Source organism: Bacillus badius NBRC 15713 (genome assembly GCF_001591605.1).
Lineage (GTDB): Bacteria > Bacillota > Bacilli > Bacillales > Domibacillaceae > Pseudobacillus > Pseudobacillus badius.
On record NZ_BCVF01000044.1, the window covers coordinates 1 to 25,328 of the forward strand.

A 25,328-nucleotide genomic window follows, 5' to 3' on the forward strand; every position below is an offset into this window, starting at 1 on the left:
TGAAACTATACTAACTCCATTACCCTTTTCATCCTATTGTATTTAAATTATAGTTTAGTAAAGACTTAATTTAATTGGAGTGTATTTTCATGATGTTTTCTCCATTGTTTGAAAATGATGTACCAACCATTCTTCTTCCTTAACGGTAGAAGAGTTTTTCTCCGTTAAGGATATAGATTTCTATCATAAACGGAGGAAAAAACATGAATAATAAAATAGTAGGCGCCGTATTTTTATCCCTCGCTGCGAGTATTTGGGGCGCGGTGTATGTTGTGGTAAAAGTAGTTGTTGAAGTTGTCCCGCCTTTGGAGCTTGTTTGGATGCGTTATGTAATCGCTGTAATGACACTAGCCATGATTGGCGTTTGCATGAAACAATCATGGCGTATCGCTAAAAAGGATTGGCTAATTATTTTCCTTGTCGGTCTATTTGGTAATACAATATCCATTGTCACACAGGAAATGGGTACAATGCTTTCTACCGCTCAAATGGGCGCTATTCTTACTTCCACTACGCCTGCTTTTATGGTCCTATTTGCACGTTTAATTTTGAAAGAAAAAATAACGATAAAAAATGTCTTTCCATTGTACTTGCAACAATTGGAGTTGGCATGATTGTCGGAAGCGGGCAAATTGATGTTACCCAAAAATTAGGCGGTTTTTATTTATTACTTGCTGCTTTAACTTGGGCATTCATGTCCGTTTTAATCAAAAAGGTTCCCACCCAATATTCACAAATTGTTATTACTACTTATTCATCTGTGGTTGCCGTAATATTATTGACACCAGTGGTACTCCCAAGATTAAATCATCTAGATTTATCTAGTGTTTTGCAGCCTGAAATTTCAGGCGGGTTATTATACTTAGGTATGATATCAACTGCTGGCGGTTTTTTCTTGTGGAACAAAGGTCTGCAATTGATGAATGCTTCGAGCGGGGGGTTGTTCTTTTTCTTCCAGCCCATTGTCGGAACCTTTTTGGGTTGGCTATTGCTAGGGGAAACAATTGGAGCTTCATTTTGGATAGGCACAATTTTAATTTTTAGTGGTGTTTTTATAGTCATTAAAGACGAATAATATCTGATAAAGTGCGTTTCTATTTTATATAGAGGCGTACTTTCTTTATTTTTATTCTTTTTTTCTCGGCAAACTGCAGGTGATTTTTATTTAATAGCAGCTGTCTTTCAACCCCTTCTAGTTTCAATTGCCAGCAAACTCGCATGTTCCTTCTGTCAAGCGGGGCAGTAAAGGCTGATTTCTCGTTTCCCTCCATTTAAATGATATAATAAGTAAAGCACAAAACAGGTGGTGTCATACTTGAAAAATAGAAGCAGCAGAAGAGAGCTCTTTCAATGGGCCAAGGCCTTTATTATTGCTATCAGTCTAGTGACAGTTTTGCGTATATTTGTATTTAACCCGGTTATAGTAGACGGAGCCTCAATGAATCCGACATTGAACAACGGCGATTGTATGATCGTGAATAAAATAGGAGATGTCCAGCGTTTTGATATTATTGTTTTCCATGCCACGGAGGATAGTGACTATATTAAGCGTGTCATCGGCTTGCCCGGGGATAAGATCGAATATAAAAACGACAAGCTATACATAAACGGAAAGCATTACAAAGAGCCCTATCTGGCAGCCAACACACAAGAGGAGCTGGGCCCAGTCACAGGCAGCTTTACTCTGAAAGACATTACCGGGGTGGAAAGGGTGCCTGAAGGAGAGGTGTTTGTACTGGGGGACAACAGACGCAATAGTACCGACAGCCGGCATATCGGAACGATCAAGATGAAGGATATCGTCGGAAAGGCCAATCTGGTGTTTTGGCCAGCCAGTGATATGGGCCTTGTAAATAAATAAGCTGCAAGAAAACCAGGCTGGCCGTTCAGTCTGGTTTTCTCATGTCTCTGGCGATAGAAAGGGAACCTGGGCTAATAGCTTGAAAATGTCGAGCAATCTCAATATTATAATCCTTCATGAAAATGACCCCCATTTATCATTACTGGAGGTGACCTGTTGTTTCTCACCAGCCAGGCAAGGATAAAAAAGAACCTAAATTAGTGAAAGAAGCCCCTTTTTTTGCTTCTGAAATCTTTAAAGTCTCTCTTCTCCATGATTAGACTGAAGGATAAATTCCTTGACCTTTAAAGTAATCGATTCCAGAATCGCTATGGATGCCAAAGCGCCCTGCTGATGATTTAACTGATGATCTACTTGTTCATATGCAGCGATTTCTATATTGGCTTTTTCAGCTAGAGAATTTAAATACTCTTGATTATAATGATGGTCGTTGTCTCCTATGAAAATGATTGATTGCTGAGTAATAGTTAACAACCCCTTATATACATGCTCTATATTTAATAAGGGAGTGAGCCAAACAGCTTTGGCGTCTTTTAATTTTTCTCGATGGGGTTCCGTCAGGAAAATGCGGATTTACAACGTTAAACTATTTTTTTGGAAACAAAAACCTTGCTTCCCCAACGCTAAGCAGAAGAAGCAAGGTGAGTTAATAATTTCACTTGCCAGAATCACGAGGTGGATTCACCATGTTCATGTAATTTATATCTTCCAGGGTAAACAATATTCACCTCAACCTTTACATGGCGCAGGGAATCTTGGTTTAAAACGAGTTGCTGTTTTCCTGTGGCAATGCTCTTCCATTGATGTGGATGTTTGCGATACAAAGATTCGCCCAAATTGTAAATATCTATACCCTCTTTAAAAGCAGTTTGATACGTTTTGCGGATTTGCTCCTCTATTTTTTCCTGAGCCATTTGTGTGAGTTCCTTTTCGGTAAGGTCCGTATGCAATTCATTGATCCCTGCCTTCACTTTTACTGAAATATCGAAATACGCCTTGTTCAATTTCACAATAGGAGTCACTTCATATTTGGGTTTTTCTGCGACAAGAACAGCCGCAAGCTTTTCTTCGGCAAACAAATCAAGAGGTACTCGGATCGTGTGAGTACTTAGCCAGGGCATTCCCGACAGATCCTTAAGATCCATTCGTGCATAATAATTGTCTAGTTCATATACTTGGATGCCTGAATACCTAAGAAGCTCTTTTGGTTTATTACTTTCCTGCCATTGACCTTTGCGAAGCGATAATTCCGGTATATAACTAGTTCTTGCCTTTTCGTGTGAGTCCAGTATAAATTGTTGCAGTCTGACCGGAGCAAGGATAGAACGCTGTCTGAAATTTTGCTCGGGCTTGTGAAGAATGGATGCATTTGGCGATAATCTAAAAAATGGGGTTGCCAGCAAGATTTCTTCAAGAGGCTCTCTTGTGCTAAACAGCCAGGCCAAGTACCTTATTTCACGATAACGATTGATCAATTCCAGCACTTCTCCGACTTTGTTTTCCTTCATCAATCTCTCGCTGAACAAAATGGCAGAGATTTGTCCAAAGTTTAAGCGTTGTTGTGATGTACTGTACAAATCATTTACCGCCTCCGTAAACGAGGAACCTTCGCCTTTGCCCACCCAAACCGGGGGCTGCTCCGCTTTTTGCTGTCCCTCCAGCTTGGCCACTGTCGAGAAATCAAGCAATTGCACATATAAGGTGTATTGACCATCGACATAGTCTATTCCAACAGCCGTAGCATAGTTCATGTTTTGCACTTCATATCTGCTCCAGCAACCGGTAAGGGTGAGAAGAAGGAAAAGTGCAACCATACTTTTATATCTCCTCATTTATGCCTGTCCCCTTGCCTTGTAGAATCTCGTGTCTTCAACATGTCCGGTCGAGTGTTTCGCCATGGCCAAGGTAATCGAAACAAAGCGTTGGCCAAGTCTTTAAATGGAGGTGATATTGGGGCCAAGTAAGGCAAGCCGCATGAACGCAATGAGGCTAAATGGCTGAGCACAATAAATAATCCAAGAAAGAAGCCATAAATGCCAAGCATGGCAGACAGAATGAAAAGAAAAAAGCGTAAGATACTAATTGTTCCAGCCAATGATAGGCTCGATATAGTTGAACCAAAGATTTGTGTAATTGCTCCGACGACAACGATACCTGGGGATAAGAATCCAGCACGAATGGCTGCATCCCCCAGGATAAGTCCTCCTACAACCGTTACCGTGCTGCCGACCGCAGAAGGGAGTCGGGTACCAGCTTCCCGCAGGATTTCTAAGAAGATAAGTGCAATAAACATTTCAGTTGCCACATCAAAAGGGATTCCCAACCGGTTAATCCCCAAAGTGGCAAGCAGATAATAGGGCAGCTGATCTTGATGATAGGAAAGAATGGCAACAAAAAATGCAGGAAGCAGTAGCGATACGGACAAACCAAGTAAACGAAGCGTTTGACCAAATGTAGCTGACAAAGCAGTAAAGTGGATATCTTCGGGTGCTTTCACAAGCAAAAATAAATTGGCAGGCGCAATCAACGCAGCTGGTGTACCATCCACAATCAACGCTACACGGCCATTTAGCATACAGTTCACGGTAAAGTCTGGTCTGCCTGTATACCCCATCAAAGGAAATAATGCTTTTGTCGGTTCCATTAATTCTTCTAGCTGAGTGGCGCTAAACGCTCCGTCCATGTGAAGATCATCTAATTTATTCTTTACATCTTGAACAATCTTAGGATCAACAATGTCACGCATGTATAGAATCGCAACGGTTGTTTTCGTGCGAACGCCTACTTTTTTCGTTTCATAAACCATACTGGTTGATTTGATTCGTTTCCGAATTAACGCCACATTGACTCCAAATTCTTCCACAAATCCATCCTTTGGTCCACGTACCGAGACCTCAATACTGGATTCTTCCGGATTTCGCGCTGGTTTTTTTGAGATATCGAGGGAGAATAAGGAGCGTAGGGTCGGAATAAACAAAAGCAGTTTGCCTTCAAAAATATCCGTTTCGGCCGTTTGCTCCCACTCCTCAAGAGTAACGAACTCTAATTGTAGTTGGCTCGACTCGACTATTTCCTCCTGATGATGAAAACCATTGTTTTCATAAAATCGGGTCAAATGAGGAAGCACAGTTTCATGAATGAATGTTTGGTTGTCACTTAACCCCTCACAATAAAGCAATAGGATTCTCGATTGTTCATCATCAGGGTTTAATTTGTAAACATGGTGCTTAACATCTTGACACATTTTAAAGTGTTGGATGAGTGATTGTTCATTAAGTGGTTGCAAGACTGTTGCCTCTGTATTAGGCGATGGCCTCTTGCTTTCTGCCCCCTGATTTCCAAATAATCTTTTCATTCGTCGGAATAGTTTATTCATCCTAGCTAGTCACTCCTTTTGGCGAATTCTTGAGATGATCATTCGACCAACATACAGGATCAAGGTCCCTACTGTAAAGATACAAAATGAAGGAAAATAAAACCTTCCTAACAAGTCTAGAAAAGCCATGTCGCTCATCGGCAGCAAAATGGCAACAAGCATGGCCAATGCGCCAAATAACACGGGTAACCAACTGCGTTTTTGTAAATTCCACAATTCTCCCAAGAGATAGATAGAAAGGGACACACGAATGAATGTACCGGATAGCCACTGGTAAATCGAAAAAAAATCGACATGCTCCACATATTCTCCCAGTCTAACGATTCTCCATTGAGCGTAAGCTGGGTATCTCTGGTTAGCCGCTTCATCAGGGCCAAATATCGCAATCGATCCCATCAATGGTCCTAACGTAAGTCCTGTAAGGATGAAGCACATCAACATCAAGCTTTTAAATCCTGGTTTTTTTGTTAATTTGTGCTGAATCAGCAACATCAAGAAAGACAACTCCAGCAATCCCCCGGCAACGTAAGGAACACCTTTCCATAATGGAGCTGTCCCGTTTTCTAACAAAGGAAAAAGCAGGGTATAATCTTTAAACTGAAAATTGGCAATCGCCACAAGATGACCTAGAATAACAACAAATGGCAACAATATTCCGCTCACAATTGCAATTGTACGGAGTCCTTGAAAAGCAGCAAAGAAGCAGGCAACAAGTGTGGTTCCCGCAAGAACTAGTATCGGTGTTTGCGGCAAGTAAGATGCGATTGTCCATGTTAGAGTATCTTTTAAGGAAATAAAGCCCATGAGCCATAATAACAAACTATAAATAATCACTAAGATTGCAGATAAAAACTTTCCAAAGTGCTGATCTAGCCACTTTTTAATGTGTTGATTGTTCATGTTTTGAATGATGTAGTTCAAGCAACCAATCCAGACAGGTGAAGCGACAAAAACAAGAAGCACTACGAGCCAGGCATCTCGCTTTGATGCTTCGAGTAGTAAAGGGATAATAATCACGTGGTTCATTAATCCAACCGAAAGCATAATAATCATGTATGACTGAATAGGAGTAATCTTAGGCAAAAACTCACCTCAAATTCAACAATTGGAAATAGAAACATCATGAGCTATAATTCCCTCAACAACTTCGTTCTATTCATCTGATATTAAGCTAGTCCTGGCTTATATCGGCCGGACCAACTTAGAGCAAGAAAAAAATGCTAAGCCCGTCACATCAAAGGCTTAGCGTATATTTTGTTCATCCAGCCTAGTTATCCATTTTGATAAAACTTTAACGTGCTTGCAGTCAAGCAACCGTTATCCCAACGAAACTACACATTTTCAATAATAATCCTTTGTGCTGTTCTCAGGTTGCGTTGTACAGTTCTCAACACATTTTCTTCTTCTGCGTAAGCACCTACTTGCACACCGTCAACAATTACACGTTTAATAGCCATATTGCTTTTCAGATTAGTCGATTTTCTCTTCAAATTAAACGCGCGTGCTAAACCATTAACATGACCTTGAGCGACCGCTTGCCGCCAATTCGGGTCTCTTAATTTTTGGGCATCGCTTGCATGATCAATAAATCCGTTTTCCGTTAATAAAGCGGGCATTCTGGTTTCTCGCAGTACATGGAAATTGGCCTTTTTTTTACCACGGTTATGCAAGTTATTTACTTTGACAATTTCTTCATGCATAATGTCCCGAATTAACGCTGTTCTCGATGAATCAGACAAACTGTTATGAATATAATCTTCATACCCATGAGCTGAACCGTTAAATGCATTAACGTGGATGGATAGAAAATAATCTGCACCCCAAGCATTCGCATCATCTGTACGTTCTTTCAAGCTGCGCGTAATATCTGCTGTTCTACTCATTTTAATTTGCAGGCCTTCATAATGGTTTTCCAAGAGATTTCGGATGCTATGGGAAATATTTAAGGTAATTTCTTTTTCCTGCATCCCATTGCCAATAGCTCCTGGGTCCACTCCCCCGTGACCAGGATCTAAATATAATTTAAACATTTTACACCACCTCGTACAAATACAATATGATCGAAGAGTAACGGAGGTATAGGAATTCGTCTGAGGTACATATAAAAATAGGTGATGATAGGCATTACATTTCATTGAATCAGATGATTTATTTTAAAGCTAAGAAATTTTCCAAATGCGAGACCATATGTGTAACTTTGACCGATAATTTGCGTATATTTCAAGTGTTATTTTGCACATCAATTTATGAAAAGGGTGTAGTTTTGTAATAAAGATTGATTAAAAAATGTCATTAAACCTTATTTATCAACAAATACAAAAACCCCATTTTGAAAAAAGATTGATCAAAATGGAGTTAATAATTAAGCATTTAATTTTAAAATAAAGTTTCAATTCGCCTTATTCCACAAAAGGTGCTTAGTTCAGATTTAAATTTTTATTCTTTAACTTTCAATAACCTTAAACTGTTTAGTGTTACAAGTAATGTTGCTCCCATATCGGCAAATATCGCTATCCATAGCGTTAACCAACCAGGCATAACCAACAATAATGCGACTAATTTAATCGCTAAAGAGAAGGTAATGTTTTGCTTGATGATCACTAAAGCCTTACGGCTCAATTTGATGGTATATGGCAATTTACTTAAATCATCAGACATTAAGGCAATATCAGCTGTTTCTAGTGCTGTATCAGTCCCAGCACCACCCATCGCCACACCAACCGTGGAAGCCGCAAGCGCTGGCGCATCATTCACGCCATCCCCAACCATTGCTACATTTTGATGCTTTGAACGAAGTTTTTTAATGAAATTCAGCTTATCTTCTGGTAATAAATCAGCTTTAATATCAGAAACACCGACTTGTTTTCCAATGGCTGTGGCAGTTCGTTTGTTATCGCCTGTCAGCATCACTGTTTCAATTCCTATATTGTTCAATTTACTGATCACTTCTTTTGAAGATTCTCTCATTTCATCTGCTACGGCAATTAATGAAAGGATTTCTTCTTCGGTTCCTAACACCATTACAGTTTTTCCTTGGGTTTGCATTTCAGTAATCTTTTGTTTTCTATCACTTTCAATCGATTGATGCAATTCTTCAAACAAATTTGGACTTCCTACATAATACATAACATTATTTACTTTGGCTTTTACGCCTTTACCAGTAATAGATTGGAATTCTTCAATCGTCACACCATTAAAATTTAATTCATTTTCTTCTGCTTTTCGTATAATCGCTGAAGCAAGTGGATGTTGCGAACCTTTTTCAATGGCTGCTGTTATAGTCATCAATTCATTTTCATTCCCACTATACGTTACGATGTCTGTTACAGCAGGAATACCTTTTGTTAATGTTCCTGTTTTATCAAAAGCAATGGCTTTAAGGGCTCCTGCTTGTTCTAAATGAATACCACCTTTAATTAAAACACCATTTTTTGCAGCATTTCCTATTGCAGTAACAACAGCCACTGGCGTTGAAACAACTAAAGCACACGGACAGCCAACCACTAATACAGCTAAACCTTGATAAATCCATTCACTCCAATCACCACCAAATAGCAATGGCGGAACAACAGCGATTAAAAGAGCCAAGATGATAATAGCTGGTGTATAGTATTTCGCAAATTTATCAACGAACGCTTGAGAGGGTGCTCGTTCTGCTTGAGCTTCTTCGACCAGATGAATGATTTTTGAAAGAGTGGTATCTTCCACTCGTTTTGTTACTTTAACTTCAAGCAACCCTTCTTCATTTAAAGTTCCTGCAAAGACTTCATCATCAACTGTTTTATTTACTGGAACACTTTCCCCTGTAATGGCAGCTTGATTTAACGTAGATGTACCTTTAATTACAGTTCCATCCATCGCCAATTTTTGACCAGGCTTTACAATCATAATATCGCCAACTTTAATATCTTCAACATGAACCGTCATTTCTGCATTTCCACGGCGAATTAACGCTTCTTTTGGAGCAATATCCATCAATGATTCAATGGATTGGCGAGCTTTATCCATTGAATAACGCTCTAAGGCTTCACTGACAGCAAAGAGAATAACAACGGTTGCTCCTTCACCCCATTCACCAATTACTGCAGCTCCTAGAATGGCAATAGTCATCAACGTATTCATATCGAAATTTAATCTGCTTAAATTTTTAAGACCTTTAATAAATAGCGAATATCCACCAATTAAAATGGATGCTGCATAACCAGTTGTCGGAAGAATATGCTCTTCTCCGTATTGCTCCCCTAAAAACCAACTAATCACAAGTAATAACGCTGAAATATATACTTTAATGTTTTCTTTTTGCTTCCAGAAAGGTTCACGTTCTACTCTCTGTTCTTTTTCATTCCGAATTTTTAAATTTTCAAATGCTCCTGCTTTTTCTAGTTCTTCAATCGTTGTATTTCCTTTAACATAAACTTTAGATGCTCCAAAGTTTACTTTCGCATCCTGAACTCCAGGGAGTTCTTTAACATTATTTTCAAAAATGGATGCACAGTTTGTACAAGTGAATCCTTGAACACGATATGTTTTCATTTCTTGTTCAGATAATTTTGATTGCTGCTCAGACATTGACCTTCACCTCTTTTTTATGTGCTAATGCAATCATCATTATCTGCTTGATATTTTCATCATCTAACGAATAAAACGCGAGTTTTCCTTCTTTTCTAAACTTCACAACTCCTTGCTTATGAAGTTTTCGTAAGTGGTTAGAAGCATTTGCAACTGTTGAACCGATAATATTTGCTATATCACATACACATAATTCTTCATCTTGACACAAAGCATAGGTAATTTTCGCTCTATTTTCATCAGCGATAGATTTTAAAATTTGGGTAACACTAACAATATCAACTGTTTGTAAATCGTTTTGTATTCGATTGACCTTTTCTTCGTCATAACAATAAATCTCACAAGTATCTTTCTTGATCATTTTCTCTCTCCGTTCTCATTCAATTATTTACTTGAATATAGTATACCCTTTTTATTCACCAATATTCAAGTGAATAATTGAATGAAAGATAAAAATGAACTGTATCTTTATAAAAAATTTTGAACACTGATTTAATTTAGAATAGAATTCCTCTTATTCCCTTGTAACAAAACTCGTCCTTTTCTGAACACGCTCCTTTTTAATTTATAAGGGGCGTTTTTTACCGTTTGGAATGTAATAAAACTCCGTTCATTAATCTATGTTCATTAACCATATATTTAACATCTTATGTTACAATGAAATCAAAGGTAAAATGAGGAAAGAGTGATTTTGGTGTTAATTGGATATGCACGTGTGTCAACAGGATTACAAAATTTGGATTTGCAATCAGATGCTTTAACGCAACATGGTTGTACAAAAATTTTTCACGATAAAATGAGTGGAACAAAAAAACAACGTCCCGGTTTAGAAGAAGCTCTTAAGTATGCACGTAAAGGCGATACAATTGTCGTTTGGCGATTGGATCGACTAGGTCGCAATATGCAAGATTTAATTCAAATAGTGAACAACTTAAATGAGAGAGGTATTGGCTTTCATAGCCTGCAAGAAAACTTAACAATGGACAAAAGCAATGCAACGGGGCAATTAATGTTTCACTTGTTTGCAGCGTTTGCGGAATTTGAACGTAATTTGATTGAGGAGCGCTCTGCTGCTGGACGAGCAGCCGCAAAAGCACGTGGGCGTCTAGGTGGACGCCCGGAAAAGTATGGTTCAAAAGATATTGAAATGATGAAAGCTTTAATTGAAAGTGGCACACCGATTAAAGATGTTGCGGAAAAGTGGGGTGTGTCTCGCACTACGATTTATCGCTATTTAGAAAAACAATAAATCGGAAAGGTTGATATCTATGCAAAATGAACAACCTCCATTAACAGCTTTTTCAGAAGAACAGCGGCAAGCAGCAGTAGTAAAGTATAAAATTATTGCGCCTTATCTTATCAACGAAAAAAGATTAACGGCCATTACAGAAGAAACTGGCATTGCCAAAAGAACCCTACAATACTGGATTCAAGATTATAAAAAATTCGGATTAAAAGGTTTAATTCGAAAAACAAGAAGTGATGATGGCAAAATACATTTAGAATCAGAAGTAGTTGTGGCAATTGAGCGACTGATTTTGAAGTACAGAAGGAATTCACTAACGTCTATTCATCGAATGATTTGTGAGCAATGTCAGAAAAAAGGCTGGCAACAACCGAGTTATTATCAAGTTTATAAGGTATCGCAATCCCTTTCGCCAAGCTTGAAAAAGTTAGCGCATGATGGTCAAAAAGCATATGACAATCAATATGATTTAATTCACCGACGAGAATCAAGCTATCCCAATGAGATTTGGCAAGCTGATCACACTCCATTAGATATTATAGTTTTAAATGAAAAAGGAAAACCTGAAAGACCTTGGCTAACAATTATTTTAGATGATTACAGTCGTGCAATTGCTGGGTATTTCTTAACTTTTCAAAATCCCTCTGCCATAAACACATCATTGGTCTTACATCAAGCAATATGGAGGAAAAATAATCCTGATTGGCAAATATGCGGTATACCAGAAATTTTTTATACAGACCATGGAAGTGATTTTACGTCCAACCATTTGGAGCAAGTAGCAATTGATTTAAAAATTAATCTAGTCTTTTCCGCAATTGGTGTTCCAAGAGGACGAGGGAAAATAGAAAGATTCTTTTTAACTGTTAATCAATTGTTTTTACAAGATTTGTCTGGATACTTGGGGAATCAGACTACTACTCCACTTCTTACCCTAAAGGAATTAGATGAAAAATTATTGAATTTCATCATATATAATTACCATCATAGGGTTCATGGTACAACAAAAAAAGAACCGATACAGGCGTGGAATAATTCTGGATTTCTTCCCAATATGCCTGAGAGTTTGGAATGTCTTGATTTATTATTGCTAAATGTAGCAAAACCAAGGAAGGTTCATTCTGATGGTATTCATTTTCAAGGATTGAGATATTTAGATACAAACCTAGCTGCATACGTTGGTGAAACAGTCATTATTCGTTATGATCCTAGAGACATTGCGGAGATTCGAGTGTTTTATCAAGATAAATATCTATGTACTGCTATTTCCCCTGAGATTTCAGATTATACAGTAGATTTAAAAGAAATTGTTTCAGCACGAAATAAAGTACGGAGAAATCTAAAAAAACAACTTGATTCTGGAAAAACAGTTGCAGAAGAAATTGTCTTATCAAAGCAACACGAGCTAGGGAATAAAACGAATGAACCTAATTCTAAAAAGCCGAAACTAAAGAGGTATTTCAATGAATAAAGGGCAAAAATTTATTGAAACAAAAGAATATAAGAGGTTTGCCGAGTTCTGTGATGCATGTATTAGATACAAATATATAGGTATTTGTTATGGATTACCGGGTGTAGGAAAAACATTGTCTTCAAGGTACTATTCGAATTGGGATTCCATCGAAAAACAAATAGCTTATAAAACAGCAAAAAATATTGGCCTAGATGCAGATGAAAAGATACTTGAAGCTAGAACAATTTTTTATACAGCTCCAGCAGTACGAGCGACTAAAATGACTGAACAGATTAATCTTATTGAATACAGAATGAATATGGTAAGAACTATGTATAAAGTACTCACTAAAGGAGAAGAAGAAGATTACACCACTAACGCTTATGAAGGTATTGACTTGATTATTGTTGATGAAATAGACAGACTAAAAGTGCAAAATTTAGAACAGCTTAGAGATATCTATGATCGAAATGACTTGGCAATGATATTAATTGGAATGCCTGGCATTGAGAAGCGATTAGCTCGATATCCTCAACTCTACTCTAGAATTGGATTTGCTCATGAATTTGATAAACTAAGTAAAGATGAAACTCATCATATTCTAGAGTATAAATGGGAAGAGTTAGGACTTTCTATAAAGCTTGAAGACTTTTCCGATTATGAAGCAATAACCAGCATAATAAAGATTACTGGAGGGAACTTTAGGCTCATACAGAGACTATTCACTCAAATTGAAAGAATACTCGAAATTAATAAGCTTGAAACAATAACAACGGAAGTTGTTGAAGCCGCACGAGACAGTTTAGTAATCGGAATCAAGTAAATATTAAACCAGAGTAACGATAAAAGCCCAATTTCTCAATTTTAATGCTGAGAAATTGGGCTTTTTTATATTTACTTATAGTGCAAGATAACGATTGAAATAGGTGCAAAATAACTCCTAAAGTGACAGGTTTTTTAGAGCAGCTCTCTTTTATAACCAAAAACGGTCGTTTATAGGGATTATAATTTATAAAAGCTAAGACATTTTATTAGGACTTAAGGCATAAAGAGTGAGGAATTTATAGTTAAATATATTTATTTTCCTTATATTTACATTGATTAAATTGATTTCTGACTATTCATATAATAAAGTTAAATTGCAAGTATTTCCTTTAATGGGAGGTGAATACATAATGAGATTCGAAGAGCGTAATGTTTATGTGTGTGCACCTGGTACAAAGCGTAAATAATAAATAGTAAGAATAAAAGGTTTGGAGAAAATCCAAACCTTTTATTTCGATTTGAGGGGGAATTAAGGTGGATTATAAGAAAATTTTAGTTGGAATATCAGGCTCCATTGGAGCCGTAGAGATACATAGTTACCTAACTGAAATACAAAACACTTTTAATTGTTCAATAAACTTAATTATGACAGAAAGTGCAAAAAAGATAGTTAATCCGGATAGTCTAAAATATTTTATTGACGGACATTTATTTGAAAACATGTTTGATTCTAACTCTGATTTCAAAATCCCACATGTTCATTTACCTAATTGGGCTGACATTTTAATTATCCTTCCTGCTACGGCAAATATAATTGGAAAAATTGCTAATGGGATTGCTGATGATTTATTGTCAACGGCTGCAATGGCTGCTGCTTGCCCGGTTATTATAGTTCCTAATACAAATGGACATATGTACAATCGCCGGGCAGTTCAAAGAAACATTAAAGCTCTTAAAGAAGACGGTTATATATTTATTGAGCCAGAAGGAGAAGGTGTACAATTATCGACCAAAAAGAAAATTAAGGGAGCAATGCCATCACCCAAAGAGTTAGTAACACAACTAGAAGGGATGATTTTGCATGCCTGAATTAATTGCGAAAAAAAATGTAAATTTACAGCTTGATGCAAAATTTCATCTAATATTATTGGGTCTTTTATTCTCTAGAATTGGTACTAATATATATACTTTGGCCTTACCATGGGTTGCTTACAACTTGTCAGGATCCTCGGTAATCATGGGAACAGTTTTTGCAGTTGAGATGCTGCCGTTTGTACTTTTGCTTCCTTTTGGTGGTGTTCTTATCGATCGAATTGACAGAAGAAAACTGATGATTTTTGCTGATTTAATAAGAATTATTTTTGTGCTTAGCATTCCAGTTATGTTTTGGATGGATGTTTTAGTCACTCCGATGGTTTATATTGTTGCTTTTCTTGCTTCGACATTGTCTTTTTTTATAGATGTTCCTTTACAAGCAGTCATTCCACAAATTGTACCAAAAGAGATACTGACCAAAGCAAATGCCCGGATTCAATTCATTGAGAATCTTTCAAGAACTGTTGGACCGTTATTAGGTGGAGCATTGATTGGTCTAGTGGGAGTATATAATTCTTTGCTGATTAATAGTTTCGCATACCTGATGATGGTTATATGCCTATTCTTGATTGGCCAAATTCCCCGAAACAATGAGGGACAAAATGCTGAAAAGATATGGGACGATATTAAAAAGGGATTTTTATATTTATGGAATCGTTGGGATCTCCGTATCATTGCTTGTATAAGCATTTTGTCTAATTTTGGGATTGCATTAGTGATGTCCACGCTAGTCTATTATCTAAGAGATATTTTAAATGTCAATGCAACCTACACAGGTGTTGTATTTGCTTCTATAGGCATTTTTGGAATGCTCGGCAGCTTAGTAGTTGAACCATTAATTAATAACTTCAAAAGAGGTTATATTATTAGTTTTCTCCCCATCCTAGGTGGAGGAGTTGGAGCTTTAATAGTTGCAGTATTCCCCCATTGGATTAGCACAGCAATTGGCTTTGGCCTTTGGGGAGGAAGCATTACAACTTTAAGTATTATTCTTAATACGTATAAACAAGAAAGTATTGAAAATGAGCTTTATGGTAGAGTTGAGGGTTCTCTTACATCAATTTCCTACCTATCAATTCCACTTGCTGGTTTAATAGGTGGCCTTTCAATTCAAGGTATGGGAAGTTTACCTACCTATCTTGTTGCTGGTTGTTCAGTTATTCTTGCAGGCTTGCTTGCTTTCTTTTCACCATTACGGAAGATATAAAAAGGAGTTTATCTCATGATCCAAAATGTATATACAAAAAGTAATTACACTAACGATATTTTTCGTTGTTTTGAATCTATGTCAAATAACCCTTCTGACTCGAAATGTTTTTGGATTGAGGGTGTAGCAAACTTTGAGGAATTAACAACTGGCATATTTAATGTCTGTTCAGGAACGGGGTTTGTTTTTCATTCGAAATTAAATCGGATGAACCGGTCTTTATTGAAACCATTTAGGGATTTTTTATTGGAGAATAGTTCCACATGGTTAAAGTGGGACTGGATTAAAGATTACAAGTATGAATTACAAACCTTATTTCCAAAAGCTAACGAAAATTCCCCAGACATCTTTAGTATCTCTTGGGGATGGTCTGAGGTAAGACTAAATAGAGAAATCCAATGGGGTTTTCGCTTGATCCACTTTATCTCTAGTATACTCAAAAAATTGGCTGAAGATAGACCTGTTGTGATTTTATTAGAGGATTTTCAAAATTCAGACCGTTTATCAATTTATTGTATAAATCACTTACTAAATAATTTAAAGCTCCAAAATCTTATCTTTGTCTTAAATGTAAAAGATTATCAAGTACTAAGCAATACCAATAAATTAGACAACGGTATTGAAATCACGGAATTATTAACAAGGCTGAAGAAAAAAGTTGATCCCGTATTTATTAGGGGTGGAATTAATACGGATAATGATGAAAGCAAACATTATTTAGTATCAAATGATAATTTAAAAGATAATATTAGCACTTGTGTCAATTGTCTAATTGCAGGTAACGCCAAATATAATGATGTTTTAGAAAAACTTCATCATTCGTTGCTTTTGTTTAATCTTGAAAATGTATTATTTCTTGGAGATATCATTCTTAATAACTTAAATCAATTTGATACCAAGCAGCAACAAAGGCTTTGTTATGAAGTTTGGAGGCATGTAGGAATCGCCCAGGTATTTATGGATGATTTCAGTAATGCAATTAACTCTTTCCTTAATATGAAAATGCATACAGATTCAATTGGTGAACAGGTTAAGGCATGTCACTTAATCGCCACTATATATGGTAAAAGACTTAAAAAAATTGATGAAGCTAAAACGTATATACAAAAAGGACTAAATCTAGCAGGTCAAAGCAAAGATTTTCGTACCCTTTACGAAAAAGGATGGCTGTATAACTATATTGCCTTTGTTTCATATTCAATAGAAAAAGACTTTAAAAAGGCGATGGAACACGTTACCAGAGCGATGGAGTTTGTTCAACCATATAAGAATCACACTCCTGATAGTGACATAATGGATGAAATAGGAAATCCAATATCAGCAGAGCGATTATTAGGGAACTTAAAAGCCAATGCCTCTTATCTTAACTTTTATAAAGGAAATAACGTGGATGCGTTAGAAGAATGGAAAGACCTGAAGGCGGATATTTCGAACGCTCCTGAAATATTCAAGAAAGAATATTTTTACTTTGAAGGTAATTTGCTTCTTTGTTTAGGTAAATACAATCAGGCAATAGAATCCCTAAAAAAATCTTATATTATTTGCGGGGATTTTAAAGATACCTTTCATCAGGAGATTGTATCTCGAAAATTAGGCTATGCTTATTTCTTGATGAATCAATATCAGGAATCAATGAATTTTTATAAAGAATCTTTACAACTAAAAAAATTATTAGGTAAACCAATTTCCAACAAACATTATCAATCTATTTTATTATGCTATATGCTATCTGGAGATTCAAAAAATGATAACAAGGAAATTGAACGGCTACAAGAATTAGTCAGTCAAGAATTCCTTGCACTCCACAAAAGTTCACAAATATTTAAAACAAATCCTAATAGATTTTTAGAAGATGGGCCTGTTATTCTTCTAGAGCCTTTCCCTATGATGATTCTTTAATGGAGATGATAATATGCTATTACCATGTGTTAAATGCTACTGCTATGCTGATCAGACTTTAAAAATTAACATAGGAGACAGTATTATAGAAGAAAGTATCTGTTCGTCTTGTAAAGAATTCATACAGGATGAGATTGAAAATTTAATAATGAAATGGACTATGGATTTTTTTGGGGAAAATATCCTTTTTAAGAAGAAATCCGCATACTCAACAATTTATGTATCTGAGAATGAGGAACAGAGAAATTTACGGTTTCTTACATCATTTCAATCAGGAATACTGAAAAAGAAAGAAGGAACTTCTACACCTTATTTAAACAGTTTTTTACTTGGGCCTATCTTTTTAAACAGACAGATTAAACGAATACTATGTATAGGGTTAGGAACTGGTTACTTGGTTAAAGCATTTAGAAGTTTTTTCCCCGATCTGAAAATTGACGTAGTTGAAATAGACGAAGAAGTATATCATGTAGCAAAAAAATATTTTAATTTCAGTTTAGACAGCAACATAGATGTTCATATTTTAGATGCTTTTGAATTTGTTAAAAAAACAGATAGCACAAGCTATGATCTTGTAGCCTTAGACGCTTATGATGGAAACAAAGTGCCTGCACATCTTGATTCTGCCAAATTTTATAAAGAAATTAACCGGATATTAATGCCGGATGGAATCCTTATTTCAAACCTACATGGGCGCTTAACTGGAGAACACTCACAGGATTTTAGAAATTCCTATAACAAAATCGAAGAGGCTTTTAATCACAGTATTTTAATTCCTTCTCCAAATGAGTGGGAAATGAATATACTAACTTTATCTTCAAATAATCAAATTAACAAAATTACTACGGATTCTACTGTATATCAAGAGGACTTAAAGGTACTAATTGAGCCATGGCTAGCTGTTAAACAATATGATGAAAAAGATATTAAAGAGAAAGTGTGGCCATCAATAAGATAAGTCCTTTTAAACAAAGCCCTGAATTTTTTACTTGCCGTAAAAAATTCAGGGCTTTTATTTTCTAAAAATAGTTCTTAACGTATAATATTCGCGTTTTGTCGGCTGGACCCCTTCAAGAGATGATATTAAACGGGAAAGCGATGTTCATTCAAAAAGGAACAGAATTCACCATGGTTGACGCTGGTATCATAACAGACAAAATTAGAGTAGATGGCGTTGAAGGGTATGTACCATCTGAATTTACAAGACAATAAATTTTGCATAAATAAACGGGCAACCAATTGATGGTTGCTCTGTTTGCTGAATCGCCATCTATAGGATCGGCAGAACAAGCTATTTAAACTGACTAATGGGTATTTAATGTGGTTTTGGAAACTGTAAAGGAGAGAGGTAATATGAAACACAAGAAAGACATGAAGGTAGTGGTTCATATAGGACCCGAATTCGAGAAGCGTAAGGAAATGATGTATGATGTGATCGGCGATTTTCTTAGGAAAGAGTTAGAAGAAAACCCTAAACTCCTCGAAGATTATGAAGAGCAAAAAAAGATTCTGGTAACGATTAATCCTGGGTGACAAGGATGATCAAAAGAGAAGGCGTTTATTCATATCAATGCGGGGAATGCGAAACGTTGTTTGCTGTTGTTTCTCGTCTATCTGTTAGTAGAGATAAACAATCAACTTTAATATGTCCTAGGTGTTCGACCAGTAGTCAGTTGACTGGGGAGGGTTACATTGCTTACCATCTCTATGATAAAGAGAAACGTGAAGAAGAAAAAACAGGTACCGAAGGTTATCCTGTTCTTCTGACTGTTAAGGAAGTGATGGATATATTAAGTGTAAGTAAACAGGTTGCTTATGAAGTGATGAATCGCAAGGATTTCCCGATACTTTGTATTAATAGATTAAAACGAGTTAAACGAGATGCATTTTTCAAATGGTTAGATGATCAGAGTAAAAACAGCAACCCTTGATTAGTTTTTTCGAAAAAAGCTCTTCGAATATAAGAGATAAGCCACCATGATATATGTAACAACACCTTTTTCGATGTATTGGTACGGTAATAAAGAAACTAATAGGAATAAACCCAACTTTCCCTATAATTTGTTCATCTTTTCTACGAGCTCATCCTTGGTTGGATTAGTATATAAAAGCGTGGTGTGAATATTGGAATGTCCAGCTTGATTGGCTACCTCATGTACGCTTAATCCTTTACTGATGGCGTGAGAACAGAAAAAGTGACGTAAATCATGTGGAGTGATTTCTTTACCTACCTTTCGGGACAACTCGTTAAAGATCTTATTAATTGTGGTCCGATTCAATGGCTTATTGCGATTGCTGACAAACAGGTGCTCATTGTCGATCCCTTTTTCTTGCCGCTCCTTTAACCATTCCTGCAGAGCGGATTTTACTCGATCGCTAATAAAGACAACACGCATTTTTTCTCCCTTCCCATCCTGCACAATCAATTCGCGGGAAGTAAGGTTAAACTCATTCATCTTTAGAGCCAGTGCTTCACTGATCCGCAAGCCAGCATAGGAAAGTAAGGTAACAATCGCATAATTTCGCTTGCTGCCGCTCTCAAGTACCAGCTGGCGGAACATCTCCACATCCTTGTACTCCACTTTAGCTAAAGAAGCATACTGCTGCTGCACCTTCACGAAATCCTTCTTGGTTACTACCATGTCCGGCTGAAATCCATGTTCTACTAGAAATTCGTTGAATTTTACCAGCGCGTTCAATTTCGTGTTAATGGTTTTAGGCTTGGATTGTTTGGTTGCTTTTAGATAGGAAATGTACTCTCTGATATTTTCTTGGTGAAGCCGGCGAAATTCCATGTCCTTCGATTCCTCAAACCACCGAAGAAAGCAGCTCACTGATTGCATGTAACTTTTAACAGTATTCTCGCTTTTTCCATCTTCGATCAGATAATATTCAAATGCCTTTAACATTTCATTCACCTCTCCATAAACTATGTTGAATTAAATATATGTACGATTTCTTAAACTATGTTGAATTGTCGTTGTTATTGTACCACCATCACTACCATGTTTTCAACATAGTTTATGTTATGTTGAAATGTTATTTGAAGTTTGTTTCTTACTTTACTGTAGGAGATTGTACGAGAGATAAAGATGGATAGTTATATTGGTGCTTTTAATAAGAGATGAAGATTAGCAGTATAGGTAATGAGTGGAATAAAAGGAATTAATAAATAAAAGAAAAGAAAAGATTATTTAAATATTGAATAAAAAATTAATCTCCTCTGTGATTGGTGCAGCAATCTTTACTGGAGTGGCTTCCTTTGGAGCCTATCACTTGAATTCCTATGCTGCTGAAAATAAAAAACAGCAGCGCTGAAAGCTGACTTAAGGCAATCACAGCCTCTAAAGGAACCTACGTTAACTCAACAGCAGCTTTCTCCTGAACAGCTTTTCTCTAGAATAGATATTGAAGAAGTTAATAAAGAGGAAATTAAGATTCCACTAGACCTTGAAAAACGAAATATTACCCATGTTTCTTATAAAACAGGAGGAATTAGCGCAGAGAAACTGCCAGACGGTTATCTGATTGACACATGGTACCTCACTGATACTGAAAACGGCGAGTTGTTGGTTATGCAAAGTGTAAACGAACCTGGGACTCTTAAAGATTTAGTAAATGAAATGGATAAATGGTATCTGGATGAACTTATTAAAGAAATAAATAGCAAAGAATAATAAACAAAAAACGCCCCAGATTTTGAAATCTGGAGCGTTTTCAATACGACAAAATACCCTTTATGTTTCATTCAGGAATATAATATCTTACTAATTCATTGCAGTTGGAGTTGATGACCTATATAATTGAAGGCCATATTTTTCAGCAACTTCTCCCCAAGGTGTGAAATAAGAAACGCTAGAATAATCATTGGATAGCTTCTTATTACCGCCTTGATGAATACCTACTAAGCGAAATGGTTGACTTCGAGTGAACCAAGCACCACCACTATCTCCCTCAGCAGATAAAGCTGATCCATCTCCCTTAACGACAGATGTTACTAAACCTGTTCCAAACCTAGCTTGTCTTCTAGCCACATCCACTACGCCACATGTTCTATTAGTTGTTATACCAACTTTACAAACTCTAAGTCCTTCTGCTTGAAAGAAAGAGCCTGTCAATTGTCCGTCATAACCGGTAGAAGTGTCTCCTATAGTTCCATACAAGCCGTTCGAAGCGTATCTTTTCAAAGTAGAACCATTTTCTTTTACCAAAAGAAAGTCATAGTCACTGGCCGTAGCATCTAGATGAGTAGTACCAAATCTGCTACCCCATTGATAAAACATGTTATTAGAGCCATCATTACAATGTCCGGCAGTCATTACCCATAAATTTGAGCCTTTTATAGCGACTCCTGCGGTTGAACAAGAACCTGCACTCGTACCAATACCGATTCCTGCTCCCTGAGAATTCCAATCGGATTTTCTAGATTTATAACCCTCATTTTTGCTCTTGTGTTCCTTCTCAGTATTTTTATCAATCTCGATCTTTAAATCTGAACCATACATACTATGTAGAGTCTGTTTATCTTCGTTGGATAAGTCGGCAATTCTCAATATTAATTTACTTTGCTTTGTACTCAAATCAATCACGAAATTGTCTAATCCCATTGTCTCGGCTTGATTTCCAATCTGTTTTTGTAATTCTACTAATTCAGAATAACTTTTTGAAACTGTTTTTACTTCAAATTCATTTGGAGAAGTTTCTGCGATTTTCTCACTTATTTTTTTCAGTTTTTCTAATCTTTGTTGGTCTTGTTTAGACATGACTTGTTGACCTTTAGTAGGTGTCTCATCGATTTGAATTGTCATAACATCTTCATCAAAATATACTCCACCGATGTCTTGCAAACTTTCATAATCTAAGTTCATTTTAGATAATTCTTTGTCAAACTTTTCAATCAACTTACTTTGCTTTTCAGCCAGTTGCTCCTCCGTTTGTTTAGCATAGGCATTAGTAGTACCAAGACCTATGAATGTTAGACTAAGTGCAAATGTTAAAGCAGCTACTTTTTTCATTCATATCCCCTTCCTAAATCTAGTTATATATACAATAATTTACAATTCTAACATATAAACCATTACTATAGTAATGAATTTAAGGAAAAAATTATATTTAAAGACATTTAAGGGTATTTCTGTTTATTTTTTAGTAATGGTTATTATGATATCTTTAAAGAGAAACATATTACTTTTGATTTAAAAAATAATTTTTTAGGAGTGAATGATATGAAGAGTAAATTGATTCCTTGTATTGCACTTTTCTTTTTAATATTAGCTGGATGTCAGAATCAAGGTGAAAATTTAACTAAAAAAGCGGAAATTCAAGAGATGCCTAGCGAGAAGGACGGTGTTACATTATCAGCTAATAAAAATGAGTACACTACTTCTACCGATAAAATTACGGTTGTTAACAAAAATGAAAGTGATTCCAAAGTTAAAAGTAGTCACGGTATTTTTCTAGAAAAAAATGTAGACGGAACTTGGTACGAATTTCCTTACAAGGAGCCAGCCTTCTCAGAGGTGTTAAGGTATCTTCCTCCAGGCAAGTCACATACATTTGATATTCACATAGATGAATTAGAGTATGAACTTACTCCGGGTGAATATCGCGCCGTTCATGAGGGACTTGCTGCTCCTTTTGAAGTTGTAGAGTAAAGAATAAATAGCCAGAACCAATTAAGAACCCTTCAGACTTCACAAACCTGAAGGGTTTTTAATGCAACGAAATTGATCTTATGTTGGGAAAAGTTTTCTTCCCGCAACAAACGGGTAAATATTAACTCCCGGCGAATTACAGCTGCCCTATGGCGCCTCTTCTGGATTGTTGGTATAATTTTTATAAAGGATGCATACACTGACTACTACTTTTTTGAGAAAAGGTTGTGGTCGTTATGTGTAAGAAGGAGGATGTTGAAATGGCTACAGAGTCAATCGTTAAAATCCGTTCTAACTTCAGCAATCACCACGTTTCCAAAGCGCTAAAAGAGGTAGAAATGATGCAAGCTGGAAAGCTGCCTAAAAAATCGGCTAGGGATTTCTTAAAAGAATCTCGCAAAAAGTAATCAGTAATGTCCAAATATACAGCTATCACTACTCCAGCATTCGAAGCACGGTATAAGAAACTTAAAAAGAGATATCCGAAGATTGATGATGATTTTGAGGTATTTCTTGATGAAGTTGAAATTAAAGGCGATTTGGGTGAAGACGTACAGCACGTTGTAAAAGACGGAAACAAGGTCTTTAAAAAAAGGATGAGAAATACGAGCGCCCGAAAAGGCTTATCGGGTGGTTTTAGAGTCATCGAATATTTGATAACTGAAAATAATGAGGTGTACCTTCTAGATATATACTCGAAATCTGATCAAGTAGATATTCCTAGAGAGAAGATTCGAAAACTGATAGAAAAAGCGCGCATGAAGTAGTTGAAGTTCAGCTACTGACACGATCGTTAGGAAAAGAGTCCTTAAAGGACTCTTTTTTGCGTGTGTCGGATCTGTCATAAAGCAGTACCTACGTTAGCTTCTTGTAAGCGGACTCCCTTGCAGGACAAAGGAATAAATTGTAGCATTTAAAGAAGGAGAACGCTTGTGTAACGGATAATTAATAAAGAAAAGCGAGTGTTTGCTGAGCATATCGTTGATCTTGATTTTCATCCATGCTTTTTCTTTAGAACACAAGAACGTTAGCAAGAACGATTTAGAAAGGCGGCCATTAAATGAGTGAGTATGAAAAGGCATATACCACAAAGGAAATAAGTTTGACTCTCGACATTGGAAGCAGCACTTTAAGAAAATGGTGTCTTGCTCTCGAAGAAAAAGGGTATCAATTTGCAAGAACGGATAATCAAAGGCGCTTGTTTGTAGAGAAAGACTTAGTCGCCTTGAGATACTTCCAAAAGTTAGTTCAAGGAGAAAACTTTTCATTAGAGAACGCGGCAAAGGTTATTGCATCAAGATATAAAGAAGAAGCGTCTGAAACTAGAACGCCACCCGTTCTTGATGATGAAGAACAAGAAAACACTCCTGCTGTTATTGATCAGCGTTCTCTTATGCGTTCTGAGGATGTCATTAACAGGTTGTTGGATCATATTGAAACCCAGGAAACTTTTATGCGAGAGCAACAAAAGTATAACGAAGAACTGAAACTAGAATTACAAAAAACTCAAAAAGAGTTGCAATCGACTAATCTTTATATAAAAGAACGCCTTGAAGAACGCGATAAAGTTTTAATGGAGTCACTGAAAGCGTCTCAGGAAGCCAAAAAAGAAATGTTGCAAATAGCCGCTGCCGCAAAGGAAGAAGAGAAAAAAGGCTTCTGGTCCCGCTTGTTGGGAAAATAAAAAAGACGGATTAACTTGACCCGTCCATACACTGTTGAAGTTTATGGGACCGCTACAGAAATTCCCACTTCGACAATCAGCTGCATAAAGATCGGCATCATTTGTACAAAAATGTATCCAATCGATGCGTTTTGGATCATGCTAATCCCTCGGTCTTTTTGGTTGATCATAAACATTAGCGCACCTGCAGTGAGCATAACCAGGGCAATCGGATAAGACAGCGCTTGGATCATATCCACCAGAGGCATAAATGCTTCAACGATTCGTTCTGACGCCTTTCCTTTAACATATTCTACAGGCCCCTGCGCATAAGCATGATTAGTATACAGGATGTTTGTAATACTAATGGCAGTTGCTCCGGTTGCAAGCGTGGTGAGAGATGCTTTAATCCCGTGAGCAGCTGTTTTTTTGTTGATTTTTTTAATCTCTTTCCGTATATGACTGAAATTATCCGCATTTACAAACTCTTTGATGGGACCGACTGTTTGCACTCTCCTAGTAAATAACATACCCCATCAC

At 36.6% G+C, this 25,328-nt stretch carries 24 protein-coding genes and 1 pseudogene; 15 read left to right on the plus strand and 10 right to left on the minus strand.

Annotation, left to right across the window (positions count from 1 at the left end; genetic code table 11):
• The first annotated feature begins 203 nt into the window (after positions 1-203).
• Together BBA02S_RS16920 and lepB are read left to right on the plus strand one after the other, a co-directional pair.
• Positions 204-1,075: pseudogene (locus BBA02S_RS16920) on the plus strand (DMT family transporter).
• Between the two features lie 240 nt (positions 1,076-1,315).
• Positions 1,316-1,861, plus strand: a complete 546-nt coding sequence (gene lepB, locus BBA02S_RS16925) for a signal peptidase I (RefSeq protein WP_041114483.1) — start codon at positions 1,316-1,318, stop codon at positions 1,859-1,861.
• A gap of 234 nt (positions 1,862-2,095) precedes the next feature.
• Here lepB and BBA02S_RS16930 read toward each other — a convergent pair whose 3' ends face one another.
• The 7 genes from BBA02S_RS16930 to BBA02S_RS16960 form a co-directional block, all read right to left on the minus strand.
• On the minus strand, positions 2,096-2,335 hold the full coding sequence (locus tag BBA02S_RS16930) for a hypothetical protein (RefSeq protein ID WP_041114484.1): 240 nt from the start codon (positions 2,333-2,335) through the stop codon (positions 2,096-2,098).
• A 194-nt stretch (positions 2,336-2,529) separates the two neighbouring features.
• Positions 2,530-3,693, minus strand: a complete 1,164-nt coding sequence (locus tag BBA02S_RS16935) for a Ger(x)C family spore germination protein (RefSeq protein ID WP_052477427.1) — start codon at positions 3,691-3,693, stop codon at positions 2,530-2,532.
• Positions 3,690-5,237, minus strand: a complete 1,548-nt coding sequence (locus tag BBA02S_RS16940) for a spore germination protein (RefSeq protein ID WP_231557230.1) — start codon at positions 5,235-5,237, stop codon at positions 3,690-3,692. Before BBA02S_RS16940 ends, BBA02S_RS16935 begins: the two co-directional genes overlap by 4 nt.
• Positions 5,238-5,246: 9 nt before the next feature.
• Positions 5,247-6,320, minus strand: a complete 1,074-nt coding sequence (locus tag BBA02S_RS16945) for a GerAB/ArcD/ProY family transporter (protein WP_041114485.1) — start codon at positions 6,318-6,320, stop codon at positions 5,247-5,249.
• A 248-nt stretch (positions 6,321-6,568) separates the two neighbouring features.
• Positions 6,569-7,267, minus strand: a complete 699-nt coding sequence (locus BBA02S_RS16950; RefSeq protein ID WP_041114486.1) for an N-acetylmuramoyl-L-alanine amidase family protein — start codon at positions 7,265-7,267, stop codon at positions 6,569-6,571.
• A 406-nt stretch (positions 7,268-7,673) separates the two neighbouring features.
• On the minus strand, positions 7,674-9,806 hold the full coding sequence (locus BBA02S_RS16955; RefSeq protein ID WP_041114487.1) for a heavy metal translocating P-type ATPase: 2,133 nt from the start codon (positions 9,804-9,806) through the stop codon (positions 7,674-7,676).
• On the minus strand, positions 9,799-10,167 hold the full coding sequence (locus BBA02S_RS16960; RefSeq protein WP_041114488.1) for an ArsR/SmtB family transcription factor: 369 nt from the start codon (positions 10,165-10,167) through the stop codon (positions 9,799-9,801). Before BBA02S_RS16960 ends, BBA02S_RS16955 begins: the two co-directional genes overlap by 8 nt.
• Positions 10,168-10,500: 333 nt before the next feature.
• Here BBA02S_RS16960 and BBA02S_RS16965 point away from each other — a divergent pair, with 333 nt between their 5' ends.
• The 9 genes from BBA02S_RS16965 (at position 10,501) to BBA02S_RS17005 (ending at position 19,402) form a co-directional block, all read left to right on the plus strand.
• Entirely contained in the window at positions 10,501-11,055 is a 555-nt protein-coding gene (locus BBA02S_RS16965) for a recombinase family protein (protein ID WP_041114507.1), read from the plus strand.
• 19 nt (positions 11,056-11,074) lie between these two features.
• Positions 11,075-12,523 (plus strand): Mu transposase C-terminal domain-containing protein, encoded by a 1,449-nt coding sequence (locus BBA02S_RS16970; protein WP_041114489.1) that lies wholly within the window; start codon positions 11,075-11,077, stop codon positions 12,521-12,523.
• On the plus strand, positions 12,516-13,328 hold the full coding sequence (locus BBA02S_RS16975) for an AAA family ATPase (RefSeq protein WP_041114490.1): 813 nt from the start codon (positions 12,516-12,518) through the stop codon (positions 13,326-13,328). Before BBA02S_RS16970 ends, BBA02S_RS16975 begins: the two co-directional genes overlap by 8 nt.
• A 476-nt stretch (positions 13,329-13,804) precedes the next feature.
• Positions 13,805-14,359 (plus strand): flavoprotein, encoded by a 555-nt coding sequence (locus BBA02S_RS16980; protein WP_052477429.1) that lies wholly within the window; start codon positions 13,805-13,807, stop codon positions 14,357-14,359.
• Positions 14,352-15,572, plus strand: a complete 1,221-nt coding sequence (locus BBA02S_RS16985) for an MFS transporter (RefSeq protein WP_041114491.1) — start codon at positions 14,352-14,354, stop codon at positions 15,570-15,572. The genes BBA02S_RS16980 and BBA02S_RS16985 overlap by 8 nt, the downstream gene beginning before the upstream one ends.
• A gap of 15 nt (positions 15,573-15,587) precedes the next feature.
• Positions 15,588-17,471, plus strand: coding sequence for a tetratricopeptide repeat protein (locus tag BBA02S_RS16990; RefSeq protein WP_041114492.1), 1,884 nt, complete (start codon positions 15,588-15,590; stop codon positions 17,469-17,471).
• A gap of 13 nt (positions 17,472-17,484) precedes the next feature.
• On the plus strand, positions 17,485-18,429 hold the full coding sequence (locus BBA02S_RS16995; RefSeq protein ID WP_041114493.1) for a spermidine synthase: 945 nt from the start codon (positions 17,485-17,487) through the stop codon (positions 18,427-18,429).
• Between the two features lie 395 nt (positions 18,430-18,824).
• On the plus strand, positions 18,825-19,004 hold the full coding sequence (locus BBA02S_RS17000; protein WP_041114494.1) for a hypothetical protein: 180 nt from the start codon (positions 18,825-18,827) through the stop codon (positions 19,002-19,004).
• 5 nt (positions 19,005-19,009) lie between these two features.
• A complete protein-coding gene (locus tag BBA02S_RS17005; protein WP_041114495.1) occupies positions 19,010-19,402 on the plus strand; it encodes a helix-turn-helix domain-containing protein in 393 nt (130 codons plus the stop codon).
• Between the two features lie 123 nt (positions 19,403-19,525).
• Here BBA02S_RS17005 and BBA02S_RS17010 read toward each other — a convergent pair whose 3' ends face one another.
• Entirely contained in the window at positions 19,526-20,380 is an 855-nt protein-coding gene (locus BBA02S_RS17010; protein WP_041114496.1) for a tyrosine-type recombinase/integrase, read from the minus strand.
• 858 nt (positions 20,381-21,238) lie between these two features.
• Complete coding sequence (locus BBA02S_RS17015; RefSeq protein ID WP_041114497.1) at positions 21,239-22,486, minus strand: S1 family peptidase; 1,248 nt, start codon at positions 22,484-22,486, stop codon at positions 21,239-21,241.
• A 210-nt stretch (positions 22,487-22,696) separates the two neighbouring features.
• Between BBA02S_RS17015 and BBA02S_RS17020 the strand changes: the two genes are divergently transcribed.
• From BBA02S_RS17020 to BBA02S_RS17030, 4 genes are all read left to right on the plus strand, one after another.
• Entirely contained in the window at positions 22,697-23,125 is a 429-nt protein-coding gene (locus tag BBA02S_RS17020) for an immunoglobulin-like domain-containing protein (RefSeq protein ID WP_041114498.1), read from the plus strand.
• 260 nt (positions 23,126-23,385) lie between these two features.
• Positions 23,386-23,532: a hypothetical protein gene (locus tag BBA02S_RS20795; RefSeq protein WP_156141531.1), complete on the plus strand. Its 147-nt coding sequence runs from the start codon at positions 23,386-23,388 to the stop codon at positions 23,530-23,532.
• 6 nt (positions 23,533-23,538) lie between these two features.
• Positions 23,539-23,892 carry a hypothetical protein gene (locus BBA02S_RS17025; protein ID WP_041114499.1) on the plus strand — a complete coding sequence of 118 codons (354 nt, stop codon included), beginning with the start codon at positions 23,539-23,541 and terminating at the stop codon, positions 23,890-23,892.
• 293 nt (positions 23,893-24,185) lie between these two features.
• Positions 24,186-24,809 (plus strand): MerR family transcriptional regulator, encoded by a 624-nt coding sequence (locus tag BBA02S_RS17030; RefSeq protein WP_041114500.1) that lies wholly within the window; start codon positions 24,186-24,188, stop codon positions 24,807-24,809.
• Positions 24,810-24,850: 41 nt separating this feature from the next.
• Here the strand turns inward: BBA02S_RS17030 and BBA02S_RS17035 are convergent, their stop codons facing one another.
• Positions 24,851-25,300 (minus strand): hypothetical protein, encoded by a 450-nt coding sequence (locus BBA02S_RS17035; RefSeq protein WP_255211763.1) that lies wholly within the window; start codon positions 25,298-25,300, stop codon positions 24,851-24,853.
• Positions 25,301-25,328 lie beyond the last annotated feature (28 nt).

Coding starts and splice junctions, on each gene's coding strand:
- BBA02S_RS16935 (WP_052477427.1), bottom strand. CDS start 3,693: ATGAGGAGATATAAAAGTATGGTTGCACTTTTCCTTCTTCTCACCCTT.
- BBA02S_RS16940 (WP_231557230.1), bottom strand. CDS start 5,237: ATGAATAAACTATTCCGACGAATGAAAAGATTATTTGGAAATCAGGGG.
- BBA02S_RS16950 (WP_041114486.1), bottom strand. CDS start 7,267: ATGTTTAAATTATATTTAGATCCTGGTCACGGGGGAGTGGACCCAGGA.
- BBA02S_RS16955 (WP_041114487.1), bottom strand. CDS start 9,806: ATGTCTGAGCAGCAATCAAAATTATCTGAACAAGAAATGAAAACATAT.
- BBA02S_RS16960 (WP_041114488.1), bottom strand. CDS start 10,167: ATGATCAAGAAAGATACTTGTGAGATTTATTGTTATGACGAAGAAAAG.
- BBA02S_RS16970 (WP_041114489.1), top strand. CDS start 11,075: ATGCAAAATGAACAACCTCCATTAACAGCTTTTTCAGAAGAACAGCGG.
- BBA02S_RS16975 (WP_041114490.1), top strand. CDS start 12,516: ATGAATAAAGGGCAAAAATTTATTGAAACAAAAGAATATAAGAGGTTT.
- BBA02S_RS16985 (WP_041114491.1), top strand. CDS start 14,352: ATGCCTGAATTAATTGCGAAAAAAAATGTAAATTTACAGCTTGATGCA.
- BBA02S_RS16990 (WP_041114492.1), top strand. CDS start 15,588: ATGATCCAAAATGTATATACAAAAAGTAATTACACTAACGATATTTTT.
- BBA02S_RS16995 (WP_041114493.1), top strand. CDS start 17,485: ATGCTATTACCATGTGTTAAATGCTACTGCTATGCTGATCAGACTTTA.
- BBA02S_RS17000 (WP_041114494.1), top strand. CDS start 18,825: ATGAAACACAAGAAAGACATGAAGGTAGTGGTTCATATAGGACCCGAA.
- BBA02S_RS17005 (WP_041114495.1), top strand. CDS start 19,010: ATGATCAAAAGAGAAGGCGTTTATTCATATCAATGCGGGGAATGCGAA.
- BBA02S_RS17010 (WP_041114496.1), bottom strand. CDS start 20,380: ATGTTAAAGGCATTTGAATATTATCTGATCGAAGATGGAAAAAGCGAG.
- BBA02S_RS17015 (WP_041114497.1), bottom strand. CDS start 22,486: ATGAAAAAAGTAGCTGCTTTAACATTTGCACTTAGTCTAACATTCATA.
- BBA02S_RS17020 (WP_041114498.1), top strand. CDS start 22,697: ATGAAGAGTAAATTGATTCCTTGTATTGCACTTTTCTTTTTAATATTA.
- BBA02S_RS20795 (WP_156141531.1), top strand. CDS start 23,386: ATGGCTACAGAGTCAATCGTTAAAATCCGTTCTAACTTCAGCAATCAC.
- BBA02S_RS17025 (WP_041114499.1), top strand. CDS start 23,539: ATGTCCAAATATACAGCTATCACTACTCCAGCATTCGAAGCACGGTAT.
- BBA02S_RS17030 (WP_041114500.1), top strand. CDS start 24,186: ATGAGTGAGTATGAAAAGGCATATACCACAAAGGAAATAAGTTTGACT.